We start from the raw sequence: 11805 nt of genomic DNA, 5'->3' as shown, positions 1-11805 counted from the left end.
GCCGACCTCGCCCGGCACGTCGTCGTCGGCCTCGACCCCGAGGCGGCTCACGAGCGGGCCGCACGGGCCCGCGCCGACAAGCGCGTCGAGCTCTCGCCGGAGCCCGACGGCGTCGCCGCGCTGTGGGTCCGAGGGCCGGCCGAGGACGTGCTGACGATCCGCGAGAGCCTGTGGCACCGCGCCGAGACGGCCCGGTCCGCCGGCGACGTCCGGTCGGTCAGCCAGATCATGTTCGACACGCTGCTCACCGACGTCACGGGCTTCACCGCGGCCAGCAAGCCCGCCGTCGAGCTCCAGCTCGTCCTCGACGCCCCGACCCTCCTGGGCGACGACGCCGACGAGCCGGTCGAGCTCGTCGGCTACGGCCGCTCACGCCCGCGGTGGGCGAGCAGCTCGTGGCCCACGCCCGCGACGCCCTCGATCCGCCGGCTGCTGACCGACCCCGTCGACGGCGTCCTGGTGGCCCGCGACCCGCGGCGTCGACGCTCCACCGGGTCCGACACCGCCTTCGTCCGCTCCCGGGACGGACGCTGCCGCCAGCCCGGCTGCGACTGCCGCGTCCGCCACGTCGACCACGTCCGGGCCTTCGCGGAGGGTGGTCCGACGGTGCTCGAGAACGCCCAGGGCCTCTGCGTCCGCTCGCACACCACCAAGCACCTGCCCGGCTGGAGCGTCCAGGTGCGCGGCCGCGGACGCGCCGTCGAGTGGACCACGCCCACCGGCCACCGCTACCGGTCGAGCGTCCCGCCCGTCCGTCCACCGCTGGCCCGACTCCGCACGTGAGCACGTCCCCGGCACGTCGCCCGCCACAACGCTTTGCCGCTCCGACCCGCGAGGAGACGTCCGTCCGAACAGTGGAAGAACGGACGATCTCACCGCGACGCACGACACATTCCTGCGTTAAGGTCTCCCTGCAACGACCGTCTCGCCTCGGCTATCCGGGCCGGGCACCCAGCTAGGGGGATCAGCATGGCCAACGTTTCGGTTTCCTACCAGGAGATGCAGGACCAGGCGACCAAGCTCAACAACGCTCGCGTCGACATCGAGTCGCAGCTCTCGGCGCTCAAGTCGCAGATCGAGGGACTCGTCAACGGCGGCTTCGTCACCGACGCCGCGTCGGGCCAGTTCCGCACCTCCTACGAGGAGTTCAACCAGGGCGTCTCGAAGGCCATCGAGGGCCTCGACGGCATGGCGACCTACCTCAACAAGGCCGCCGAGACGTTCGCCGACGTCGACACGCAGCTGGCCAACGCCCTCAAGGGCTGAGCACCTCGTGGTCCAGCAGGGACGCCCTCACCCGGCGTCCCTGCTGGACTCGCCTGTCCTGACACGTCCCGGGGGAGACGACCATGGCTGACCTGACCTACGACGCCGAGCGCCTCTCGACGCTCGCGACCCAGCTGACCACGATCACCGACGACCTGAAGTCCGACCGGGACCTCAAGGGTTACGACGTCGAGGACGTCGCCCACGAGATCGTCGCGGAGGCGATCGACAACTTCGTCAACGACTGGGACGACCGGCGCAACAAGCTGGTCGAGAAGGTCGAGACCCTCGCCGACATGGCCAGCAAGTCCGCCGAGCAGTTCACCCAGGCCGACCTCGAGCTCGCCGCGAGCCTGACGGAGGAGAAGGCATGACCCGCCGCGTCGCCGAGTGGCACCTGGTCGATCGTGCGAGCGATCCCGTGCCGGCCGACTCCTACGACGTCGGCCGAGTCGCCAAGGAGTTCGAGGACCGCGGACGCGTGATGGAGGATGCCGCGTCCACCCTCAGCGCGCTCGCCAGCCTCGACGGCTGGACTGGCGAGGCCGCCGTGAAGTTCGCCGAGAAGGCCGAGGAGGCGCACAGCGACCTCGGCAAGGCCGCCGACAAGTACACCGACGCGGGCGCGGCCTTGCGCACCTACGCCGGACACGTCCAGACGGCGCGTACCGCGACCTGGAACGCCGTCAAGGCCGCCGAGGAGGCCGACGCCACCCGGCGCGCCTCCGCGAATCCCATCCCCGGAGCTGACGCTGACGACGCGACGCCCGAGGAGAAGCAGGCCGAGAGCGACCGCGCCACGGCCCACTCCGACGCGGTCACGGCGCTGAACAACGCCAAGACGGCCCTCGAGGAGGCGATGAGCGCCCTCTCGACCGCCGCCACCAACGCGGCCCACCGGATCAACAAGGCGTCCGAGAAGTTCAAGGACAGCACGATGGACAACATCAAGGGGTTCGTCGCCGCGGCCATCGACGTGCTCAATGTCGTCGCCCTCGTCCTGGCCGCCATCATCATCGTGATCCTGACCATCGCCACCCTCGGCGGCTTCGCCGTCGCCCTGGGTGGACTCTTCATGGCTCTCACCATCGTCTCGGCGACCGTCCTCGCGCTGACGCTCGTGCAGGCGGCGATGGGAGAGGCCGGCCTCTCGGAGGTCCTGTGGGCGACCGTGGGCGTCATCGGCGGCCCACTGGGCAAGCTGGGCGGCAAGCTCGCCGCCCCGGCCCTGGCCCGCATGACGACCGTCGCCCGCGCCGCAGCGGCGTCCGGTGCGCGGGGCAGCCTCACGTACCGGGCCGCCGGCCTCGTGGGACGCATCCCGTTCGGGCCCCTCCAGGCCCGGATGGCTGCCCACCAGACCCGGCTCGTGGACAACGCCGTCGCGGCCGTCAACACGCGACTCGCCACCCTGCCGCAGGCCGGAGGCCTGTCGCAGCTCGCCGGCCTCGACGCGCTGACCAACACGTTGCGCCAGCACCGCGCCCTCACCTCGATGGCCGACCAGCTCCCCCGCGACATCTGGGCGGTCCGCGGCGGCATGGCCGTCCAGGGACTCGGCGGCGCGGCGAGCATGGCGGCGACCACGCACGACACCGCCGGCATCGCTGGTCCGATGACCCGCACCTGGGACAACCTCCAGCACCTCGACGACGTGTTCCGGTTCGACGCGCCGGACCGGCCGACCACCGTGGTCCCGGTCGGTCGATGACCAGGACCGTCCTGCAACCCGGGACGCGAGGTGGGCCCCCGGTGCGCGACACGCGGGGCTGGCGCATCGTGGCCGAGCAGGACGCCTCGCTCGTCGTGCATGACCCGGACGGCACGAGTCGCGTCCTGGCCCGGCCCGGGGAGGTCCATCGGGTCGTCCTCGTGCGCGGCGCCGACCTGCGCCGCCGTCTGGGCGGGCGAGGACGCTCCGCGGACGTCGTCGCGTTCCTGGCCGACGGAGCCGTCCTCCTCTCGGTCCCGGTCAAGGTCCTCCACCTGGGCTCCATCGAGACCGCCGACCCCGACCTCATGCGAGCGACGTCCGGCGTGGCCGACTTCGCCCAGGCGATCGGCTGCACGCTCGAGCTCGCCTCGCCCGAGGAGGTGGCCGCCGTCAACCGGGCGACGGACGCCTTCACCCGAGGCCCGACCCAGGACTCGTTGCGCCGCCACCGGCTGCTGCAGTGCGTGCTGCTGCTCGCGATCGCCCTGGCCTACGCCGCCGCCCTCGCCGCCGGCGACGCACGCCCGCAGTCCGACCTCGCCATGGCTGTCGTCGCGATCGCCTGCGTGGCCTTCGTCGCCGACACCTGGCGGTTCAACCAGCAGTTCCTCGCGCAGGAGGCTCCGGCCCCCGGCGGTCGCACCGTCGTGCCGAACGTCGTCCCGCCCGGCCACTGGCGCTGGCTGCGCGAGTCCCAGCTGCAGATCGGCGCCGACGAGGTGGTGCACACCGACCACGTCCGCGAGACCTGGCTGCCCGGACCGCGGCGCGGTGGCGTCGTCACCTGCGCCATCAGTCCGGACGCGATCTGGTTCCTGGACCGCCACGGCGTGGCCCTCTCGGTCGCCTCGGCCGAGCGGTGGGTGCCGCCCGGCGGTGCCGACGCCCTCGAGCTGGCCTGCCTGGGCGCCGGGATCCAGGTCCGGACCCGTCGCGACCCGGACGCCCCGGCCCTGCTGACCGCCGACCTGGATCCCTCGGTCTACGAGTCGCACCCCCAGGCGCTGGCCAGCCTGATCCCCGGCCAGGAGCGGGGCGTCCTGGTCCCGGCCGCCGCGTTGGTCGTGGGCGTGGCCTCCCTGGGTCTCGCCGGCGCGAACCTCGTCCTGCTCGTGCCCCAGGGCTTCGACGCCGTGCGGCTCCTCCTGGGTCTCGTGGGCGTGGGCTGCTTGGCCGCGCTGGCTCGGCTCGAGCTCCGGCACCGCGCCTGGAACAAGCGCCAGATGTCTACCACCGACCGCGAGGAAGCACGCCGATGATCGACAGCATCGAGTTCGGGACGTTCGAGGAGTGGCTGGAGCTGCCGCTCGACCTGCCCCGCGACGTCCTGGCCGACTCGATCTACGAGCGGTTCCGCGACGACCCCAAGCCGAAGAAGGTCAAGCGGCAGGTGGCCCAGGGCCTGTGCGACCTGCGCGACCAGATGGCCGGCGCGACCAACGAGTCCATGGGCGTCTTCGCCGCCTGGGTCCTGCTGCCCTCGGGTGGCCAGCGGCTGACCGTCGAGGCGGCCGCCATGGGCGCGCTCTTCCCGGCTGCTCCAGGCGCCACGGCGGCCGAGTTCGTGGAGTCGTTCATCGCCGGCGCCGCCCTGCACCAGCCGGTGGAGCTCAGCGAGATCGCGACGCCGCTCGGGACGGCGCACCTCCTGCGGGCACGGACGTACAAGGAGGCGCTGCACGGGATCGAGCTCGCCGAGACAGTCACGGTCTTCTGGCTCTTCGACGACGCCGAGCACGCGGTGGCCCTGACCACGCTGCCGATGGACGACCTCGTGCTGGCCTCCGACGTCGCGTCGGCACTCGAGGGCCTGGCCCGCACCGCGCACGACGGCGGGGTGGCGGCATGACCGGCGACCAGCGGACGGTCTCCGTCCCCGGCTCCTACCGTCTCGTCCTGCCGTCCGGCTGGTTCACGCTCGACACGGACCCGAACGTCCGCGAGCGGGACATCACCCGCCTGCTCGACCGACAGTTCCGCGGCACCGCTCGTGACGAGCTCATCCAGCTGCGCATCGAGCTCGACCAGCGGCTGCGCCGCGACGTCGCCCGCGCCGCGGAGCGTGGCGTGACCCAGGTCCACGCTCTCGTCGACCCGCTGGCCGGTCTGCCCATCAGCGCGACCCTCGTCGTCGCCCAGCTCTTCGCTGGGACCGACGGAGCGCTGGACGCCCAGCTGCGCTCCCTGCTGGGCGAGGCGACCGGCGTCGTCGAGAACGACGCCGTCACGGTGGCCGACCTTCCCGCGCTGCGCCGCGTCCGCCGTGCCGAGGAGCCGGTGAGCGACGACGAGGGCGGCCCGGTCGTGTGGCACACCCATGTCGACTATGCCGTGCAGGCCGATCCGGACCGGCTCCTCGTGCTGAGCTTCGTCACGTCGACCGACGAGGTCGCCGAGGCCATGATCCTCGTGTTCGACATGATCGCCGCGACGCTGCACCGCGACGGGGACGGCGCCCTCACGTGGGCGTCGCCGTCGCTCGAGGACCGTCTCGCCGACCAGTCCTAGCCCTCACGCCGATCACCGAGAGCCCCGATGAGCCGCACCGCACTGCCCGACGGATCCGTCCGCTTCGCCCCCGACCGCGGGCACCGCAGCCAGTACCGGCTGCGCCCCCTGGAGGTGGGCCTCACGCTGCTCATCGCCCTCGGTGTCGGGGCGGTCGGCTTCCGCGGGATCGGCTGGGAGCTCGGCCTGCCGATCGCCGCGGTCACGGCGGTCGTCACGCTCGTCGCCGTGCTCGTGTGGCGCCGCACCCTTCCCAGCCAGGTCGACGTGACCGTGTCGGCGGCGGACGTGTTGTACCGCCGCTACGGGCGCACCAGCAGCGTCCGCCGCGGGAACGCTCGCGCCGAGGTCGTCGACCTGCGGTCCTCCGGTATCGGCGGCGGGGTCATCAGCGTCCCCTACCTCGTGCTGTCCGACGACGACGGCGGCTTCCTGCTGAACCTCGGTGCGTGGTCCGAGCAGGACCTCGCCGCGATCGCCGAGTCCGTCCCGGCCGAGCGGCGTGACCTGGCGCCGAAGGAGCTCACGAGCACGCAGCTGCGCGAGAAGCGTCCTGGCGTGCTCCCCTTCTGGATGGCGCGCCCGAACCTCGCCGCGATCGGGTTCGTGATCGTGGCGACGGCAGTCGTGGCCGGCGTGATGGTCGTCTGGGCCGCACTGACGGCCGGCGGCTCGGACGCGACCGACGACCCCGCGGAGGCGAGCGTCCGGTCCGCACCGCGGTCCCAGGAACTCTCCGCGGCCACCAACCGGGAGCAGAACGCCCTGTTCGACGACGCGCAGGACCTCCTCGGCGAGCGCGGCCGCTGGCAGTACACGGCACCCGAGGCCGAGGACTGCGGTCCGGACGGCGGGTGGCAGCGCGTCCTCGTCGCGACGAGCGCGCACACGGCGCGGCTCACGGACGTGGACGAGCTGGACGCGCTGGCCGAGACGTACGACCTGGTCCTGACCGCGCAGACACCGGCGCGCCGGACGTACGCGAACCCCGAGTCGCAGGCGTCGCTCGACGTCAGCGTCTCCGGCGGACGCACCGTCGTGCGATCCGCCAGCTCCTGCGTCCTGCCTCGCTAGCTACCGCGGCGGGGCAAGGGTCGCGACCTGGACGAGGTTGCCGTCGCCCAGGTGCAGCCAGCCGCGACCGACGCTGACCGGCTGGCCCAGCACGTTGCGCGGGACGCGCGTGCCGATGAGGTCGCCGTCGGACAGGCCCTGCGGCGAGAGGAGCAGGCCCTGGCGGGCCTTCTTCATCTCCGGCTGCCAGCCGCTGAGGCCGGCGCCGACGCCCTCGGCGTGGCCGCCGAGCACGACGAACGTGTCGGCCACCTGGCCGCGGGCCACGCGCAGGAAGAAGTCGCCCCCGGCCGCGTCACGCAGGCCCTCGCCGTCGTCGATGAGCACGACGACCGGACCACCGGCACCGGCCACCAGCTCGTCGAACGTCGCCGCCGGCGTCGTCGGGTCCGTGAACACGCCGAGCACGCCGGGCTCGCCCTCGAGGTCGCGCAGGGGGCTCGGCCGCGGGGCCACCGCGACGACCGCGCCACCAGTGGCGAGCACGGAACGGGCCATGCCGACCAGCACCGAGCTGCGACCGGAACGGCCCGGTCCGGCGACGATGAACGCGTTCGTGCGCTCGGTGTCCAGGACGAACGCGGTCAGCTCGTCGCCGCCCACGCCGACGACCAGGTGCGGCGTGGGCGCCCCGGACGGGACGAGGTCGAGCGCCTGGCGCACCTCGATGCGCGGAGGCAGGGCGTCCACGCGGAACGGCGGGACGTCCACCGTGCCGACCCGCTCGGCCGCCTCGGCACCGATGCGGGTCAGGGCCGCCGCCTGCGCCTGGGCGACCGGGTCCTCGGCCAGCAGGTACACCTGCGTCTCGTGGGCGCCGCGGTCGAAGCCGCGACCGGGCGGCACCGAGTCGGGCATGTCCTTGGCCCGCAGGCCCACCAGGCCGTAGTCGTCGCGGTCGGCCAGGCGCAGCGCGAGCTTGTTCTCGGTCATGGCCGAGACGCGCGAGTTGTAGGCCAGCGACCGGTCGCCGGTGATGACCAGGTGCACGCCGAGGCTCGCGCCCTCGCGCAGGATGCGCATGACCACGTCGTTGAGCGCGTCGACGGTGCCGAGCGTGGCGGTGAAGCCCTCCCAGCGGTCGAGCATGACCACCAGGTGGGGCAGCGGGTCGGCGCTGGCCTGGCGCTGCTCGGTGATCTCGCCGAAGCCCTCGGCCGACAGCACCTGCTGGCGCCGGTCGAGCTCCTCCCCCAGCCGGGCGAGCAGGCGCGCCGCGCGCTGGCCCTCGCTGCGGCTGACGACGGTGCCGGTGTGCGGCAGCGAGGTCAGCACGTTGAGCGCGCCGTTGCCGCAGTCGATGCCGTACAGGTGGACGTCGACGGGTCGGCCAGCCGGGCCACGGACGCGGCGATCGTGCGCAGCAGCTGCGAGCGTCCCGAGCCGGCCGAGCCGATGACCAGGAAGTGCCCGTCGCGCACGAGGTCGAGGTCGGCCACGACCTGGCGCTGCTCCTCGGGCAGGTCGCGACGCGCGTACGGGAACGCCGGGACCCGTCCGCGCTGCGCCTCGCCCTGGACGTCCTGCGACCACTGCAGGCTCAGCGGGATGGGCGGCAGCCACGGGCTGCGCTGGGCCGGCACGGCGTCCTCGCGCGCGGCGTCGACGATGGCCGAGACGAGCTCGGACAGGTCGGTGCCGGCCACCTCGGTCTCCTTGCGCGCGGGGCCTGCGGGGCCGAGTAGCCCAGCGAGCGCCACGACGTGCGGCTCACGAACGGCGGCGGGACGTCGACGGCGACCGCACCGGGACGGCGTCCGCCGACACGACCGGACTGGAACGCCTGGAGCGCGCCGGCACCCAGGCGGGCGTAGGCCCGGCCCGGCGTCGACTTGGCGATGTGCGAGGCGTCCGGCACGTCGAGGACGTCGGTGCTGTCGGCGGCGTCGGCGACGCGCAGCGCGATGCGCATGTTGGTGTTGGCGCGGATCTCGGCCGACACGACGCCGCTCGGGCGCTGCGTGGCCAGGAGCAGGTGGATGCCGAGGCTGCGGCCGAGCTGGGCGATGCTGACCAGCCCGGAGACGAAGTCCGGCAGGTCCTTGCTCAGCTGCGCGAACTCGTCGATGACCAGCAGCAGGCGCGGCAGCGGCGGGCGGTGCGGCTCCTTGGCCTGCAGCGCCTGGTAGTCCTCGATGTCCTTCGTGCCGGCCTCGGCCAGGAAGTGCTCACGGTACTTCAGCTCGGCCTTGAGCGACTCCAGCGCCCGGACGACCAGGTGCGGGTCGAGGTCGTTGACCTTGCCGACGGTGTGCGGCAGCTTCACGCAGTCCTTGAACGCGCTGTCGCCCTTGTAGTCGACCAGGACGAAGTTGATCGCGTCCGGACGGTTGGCCACGGCGAGCGACGCGATCATCGTCTGCAGCAGCTCGGTCTTGCCCGAGCCGGTCATGCCGGCGATGAGGCCGTGCGGGCCGTCGGTGCGCAGGTCGAGCGAGAACGGACCGTCGAGGCCGACGCCCAGCACCATCTCGGTGCTGCTGGGCTGCACGATCCAGCTCGAGCGGATCTTCTCTGGCGTCGGCGGGTCGATGCCCAGGACGTCCAGCAGCCGGGCGCTGTCGGGCAGCGTCTCGGCGCCCTCGGCCCCGCCGGCGTCGCGCAGGCTCGACAGCGACCGGGCGACGTCGTCGGCCCAGCGCGCGGTGACGCCGTCCAGGAGCAGGTCGGGGACGGCCGGGTGGTTGCTGCGGCGCAGGGCGGCGCGGTGGTGGTCGACCGGGTCGACCTGCAGCGTGGCGTCGCAGCGCTCGGGCAGGGAGCGCTGGTGGTCGTCGACGCACAGGGCGTACACGCCGACCGACGGACCGTCCTCGAGCACCGCCTGCAGGCCGGGCAGCGAGCGCAGGCCGCGGTAGCCGTGCAGCACGACGACGTGGGCGGGGAAGCTCTCGGCCGTCACGCGCTGGTTGCCGGCGGCGTCCTTGCGCGCCTTGATGGTCGCGGTGAGCCAGGCGACCTGGCTGGCCAGGGTCTCGGCGTCGTTGCCGACCATGGCGAACGGGCCCTCGGGGTCGTCCGGACGCGCATGCGGCAGCCAGGCGAGCCAGGACCACTCGTCGCCGCCGCGCGACGTCAGGAACGACAGCGAGAGGTCGCGGGGCGCGTGGTAGGCGGTGAGCTGGGTGATCGCCCAGCGCAGGGACGCGTCGGCGAGCTCGTCGGGACCGGCGATGCCCACGACGCCGGACTCGACGATCGAGAAGCCCACCGGGACGGCGTGGAGCACCGGCAGCGTCTCGGGCACCTCGCCGGAGATGGAGATGGTGGTCGGCTGGTCGGCGGTGCCGAGGCGCAGACCAGGAAGTCGTCGTCGTGGCGGCGCCGCTCCCACAGCCGGGTGCCGGGCAGGACACCGGTCACGTACGTCTCCGCGGCGTCGGGCATCTCCGAGCGCAGCCGGGCCTGCTCGGCCGTGGTGTGCTCCTCGAGCCGGGTCTGGGCCCGCTCGAGCTTCTCGTGGTACTCGGCCAGCTTCTCCTTGTAGTTCTTCGCGCCGCCGCGCCGCTCGGAGAAGTAGTTGGCCCCCAGCATCACCGGCGACATGAGGCAGAACACCAGGAAGTACAGGCTGCCGGTGATCAGCACCATGACGATGCCCAGCACCATCGGGGCGAGCGCGGCGATGATCGGGAACCCTCGGCGGCTCGGCTCCTGCGGCGCCTTGGGCACCTCGACGGACGGCGTCAGGTGGTACGGCTTGATCCGCGGCGGACGCAGGAACGAGCGCCAGCCCGGCTCGGCGTCCTCCACGACGGTCTCGTCGTGGCGCGCGGGACGCACCATGACCGCCGAGTCGCCGATCTCGAGCAGCGTGCCGATCGGCCAGGGGGTCTCCTCGTGCGGGTCCAGGCGGACGCCCTCGAGGTACGTGCCGTTCGTGGAGTCCAGGTCGGTGACCGTGACCGCCTCGGCCGTCACCGTGACGCGGGTGTGCCGGCGCGACAGCGACCGGTCGTCCCACGCGACGGAGCCGCCGCGGCCGAGCTCGTGCGTGCCCTGCGGCAGCGCGACGACCAGACCGGCGTGCAGGCCGCTCACGACGTGCAGCTGCAGGCCGCTGGTGGGCAGCTCGGGCGCGGCCGTGTCGACCCCGAACCCGATCCGTGCCCCGTGCTGCAGGCCGGCCCTGGCCGCGGTGACCACGGCACCGGGCTCGTCGTCGGCGACGGCGAGGCTCCACGGCTCGCGGGCCCCCACCTCCTGGGCGAGCGCGCGCTCGATCTCCTGGGCCGGGGTGGCGTCGTCGCAGTCGATCAGGACGTCGGTGTCGCCCGAGGGCTGGGCCAGCGTGACGGCGATCCGCAAGGGACGTCTCCTATCCGTTCGGTCCCACCACGAGGAGGGTGTTGCTCTCGACGTCGTCGAAGTTGCCGACGCGTCCGGTCAGCGTGCAGCCCTGGACCTGGCCGCGCACGACGACGTCGCCGCCCTCGACGGCGACGACGGCTCCGTCGCAGCTGGCCGAGGGGGTGAACGTCGGCGCCTGCGTGCCCGCGAACGACGTCAGCAGCGACGACGGACGTCCGCCCGCGCTGCTGTCGTACAGCGGCTGCAGCTCGTCGGGCTTGCCGTCGGGCCAGATCGGGTAGAGGCGCACGCGCACGGCGTCGTCGCGGCCGAGCGTGAGCGTGCTCGGAACCTGCAGGGCCACGCCGGTGAGTCGCTGCAGGGGGTAGGACGCGACGCCGGTGACCTTGGGGTCGGTGACCGCCTCGCGGGTGACCTCCTGCTGGCGGTCGAGCCACTGCTGCAGCGTCTGCTCGGGGTCGTCGCCGAGCGCGAGGTCGGAGACCTGCGCCTCGACCTGCACGCTGTCGCCGGCGGCCAGCGAGAGCGGCACGGAGAACCCGCCGCACTCGGGCAGGACGCCGGTGGTGCGACCGAGGTTGCGCTCGACGGCGCCGCCGAAGGCGACGGTCGGGCACTCGCCGCCGGCCTTCACCGGCGGGACGACGACGAGCACGTCGCCCTGCAGCGGCGTGCGTCCGGCCGAGTAGGTGAACGTGAGCGAGGTCGTGCCGGCGTCGCCGTCGTGCTGGGCGGCGGCCTCGACGGCCAGGCCGGTCGGGTACACGTCCTCCTCGGTCGCGCCTCGACGGTGCCGGTGGCCGCGCCACCGCCGCCTCCGCCCCCGAGGACCTTGGTCACGAGCAGCACGACGAGCGCGACGAGGACCGCAGCACCCACGACGCCGCCGACCCACCACCAGACGGTGCGGCGCGCTCGACCTCGGGGGTCGG

The 11805-nt window shown here is 73.3% G+C and carries 13 protein-coding genes; 8 read left to right on the top strand and 5 right to left on the bottom strand.

Going from position 1 to position 11805, the window contains the following annotated elements:
* The 8 genes from AC2W7G_RS03545 to AC2W7G_RS03510 all read left to right on the top strand — a co-directional run.
* Positions 1 to 783, top strand: a 783-nt coding sequence (locus tag AC2W7G_RS03545) for an HNH endonuclease signature motif containing protein (RefSeq protein ID WP_485867226.1), incomplete at its 5' end; no start/stop codon positions are given.
* A 186-nt stretch (positions 784 to 969) separates the two neighbouring features.
* Positions 970 to 1266 (top strand): WXG100 family type VII secretion target, encoded by a 297-nt coding sequence (locus AC2W7G_RS03540; RefSeq protein WP_485867225.1) that lies wholly within the window; start codon positions 970 to 972, stop codon positions 1264 to 1266.
* A gap of 83 nt (positions 1267 to 1349) precedes the next feature.
* Positions 1350 to 1640, top strand: coding sequence for a hypothetical protein (locus AC2W7G_RS03535; protein WP_485867224.1), 291 nt, complete (start codon positions 1350 to 1352; stop codon positions 1638 to 1640).
* Positions 1637 to 2977, top strand: a complete 1341-nt coding sequence (locus tag AC2W7G_RS03530; RefSeq protein ID WP_485867223.1) for a WXG100 family type VII secretion target — start codon at positions 1637 to 1639, stop codon at positions 2975 to 2977. The genes AC2W7G_RS03535 and AC2W7G_RS03530 overlap by 4 nt, the downstream gene beginning before the upstream one ends.
* A 41-nt stretch (positions 2978 to 3018) precedes the next feature.
* A complete protein-coding gene (locus AC2W7G_RS03525) occupies positions 3019 to 4239 on the top strand; it encodes a hypothetical protein (protein ID WP_485867222.1) in 1221 nt (406 codons plus the stop codon).
* Positions 4236 to 4829 carry a hypothetical protein gene (locus AC2W7G_RS03520; protein ID WP_485867221.1) on the top strand — a complete coding sequence of 198 codons (594 nt, stop codon included), beginning with the start codon at positions 4236 to 4238 and terminating at the stop codon, positions 4827 to 4829. Before AC2W7G_RS03525 ends, AC2W7G_RS03520 begins: the two co-directional genes overlap by 4 nt.
* Positions 4826 to 5488 (top strand): hypothetical protein, encoded by a 663-nt coding sequence (locus tag AC2W7G_RS03515; protein ID WP_485867220.1) that lies wholly within the window; start codon positions 4826 to 4828, stop codon positions 5486 to 5488. Before AC2W7G_RS03520 ends, AC2W7G_RS03515 begins: the two co-directional genes overlap by 4 nt.
* Positions 5489 to 5515: 27 nt before the next feature.
* Positions 5516 to 6562, top strand: coding sequence for a hypothetical protein (locus AC2W7G_RS03510; RefSeq protein ID WP_485867219.1), 1047 nt, complete (start codon positions 5516 to 5518; stop codon positions 6560 to 6562).
* On the opposite strand, the gene AC2W7G_RS03505 is transcribed toward AC2W7G_RS03510, so the two are convergent.
* From AC2W7G_RS03505 to AC2W7G_RS03485, 5 genes are all read right to left on the bottom strand, one after another.
* Complete coding sequence (locus AC2W7G_RS03505; protein ID WP_485867218.1) at positions 6563 to 7837, bottom strand: FtsK/SpoIIIE domain-containing protein; 1275 nt, start codon at positions 7835 to 7837, stop codon at positions 6563 to 6565. It lies immediately after the preceding gene.
* The gene (locus tag AC2W7G_RS03500) at positions 7831 to 8208 is read right to left on the bottom strand and encodes an FtsK/SpoIIIE domain-containing protein (protein ID WP_485867217.1); all 378 of its coding nucleotides are present in this window, start codon (positions 8206 to 8208) and stop codon (positions 7831 to 7833) included. The genes AC2W7G_RS03505 and AC2W7G_RS03500 overlap by 7 nt, the downstream gene beginning before the upstream one ends.
* Complete coding sequence (locus tag AC2W7G_RS03495; RefSeq protein WP_485867227.1) at positions 8103 to 9557, bottom strand: FtsK/SpoIIIE domain-containing protein; 1455 nt, start codon at positions 9555 to 9557, stop codon at positions 8103 to 8105. The genes AC2W7G_RS03500 and AC2W7G_RS03495 overlap by 106 nt, the downstream gene beginning before the upstream one ends.
* 80 nt (positions 9558 to 9637) lie before the next feature.
* Positions 9638 to 10870, bottom strand: a complete 1233-nt coding sequence (locus AC2W7G_RS03490) for an FHA domain-containing protein (protein WP_485867216.1) — start codon at positions 10868 to 10870, stop codon at positions 9638 to 9640.
* A gap of 10 nt (positions 10871 to 10880) precedes the next feature.
* Positions 10881 to 11639: a hypothetical protein gene (locus AC2W7G_RS03485; protein ID WP_485867215.1), complete on the bottom strand. Its 759-nt coding sequence runs from the start codon at positions 11637 to 11639 to the stop codon at positions 10881 to 10883.
* Between the last annotated feature and the right edge of the window lie 166 nt (positions 11640 to 11805).

This window comes from Aeromicrobium sp. PFPM2_SD2 (assembly GCF_057364525.1).
This window is presented reverse-complemented; position numbering and strand designations above follow the sequence as displayed.

Coding starts and splice junctions, on each gene's coding strand:
- AC2W7G_RS03540 (WP_485867225.1), top strand. CDS start 970: ATGGCCAACGTTTCGGTTTCCTACCAGGAGATGCAGGACCAGGCGACC.
- AC2W7G_RS03535 (WP_485867224.1), top strand. CDS start 1,350: ATGGCTGACCTGACCTACGACGCCGAGCGCCTCTCGACGCTCGCGACC.
- AC2W7G_RS03530 (WP_485867223.1), top strand. CDS start 1,637: ATGACCCGCCGCGTCGCCGAGTGGCACCTGGTCGATCGTGCGAGCGAT.
- AC2W7G_RS03520 (WP_485867221.1), top strand. CDS start 4,236: ATGATCGACAGCATCGAGTTCGGGACGTTCGAGGAGTGGCTGGAGCTG.
- AC2W7G_RS03515 (WP_485867220.1), top strand. CDS start 4,826: ATGACCGGCGACCAGCGGACGGTCTCCGTCCCCGGCTCCTACCGTCTC.
- AC2W7G_RS03510 (WP_485867219.1), top strand. CDS start 5,516: ATGAGCCGCACCGCACTGCCCGACGGATCCGTCCGCTTCGCCCCCGAC.
- AC2W7G_RS03495 (WP_485867227.1), bottom strand. CDS start 9,557: ATGGTCGGCAACGACGCCGAGACCCTGGCCAGCCAGGTCGCCTGGCTC.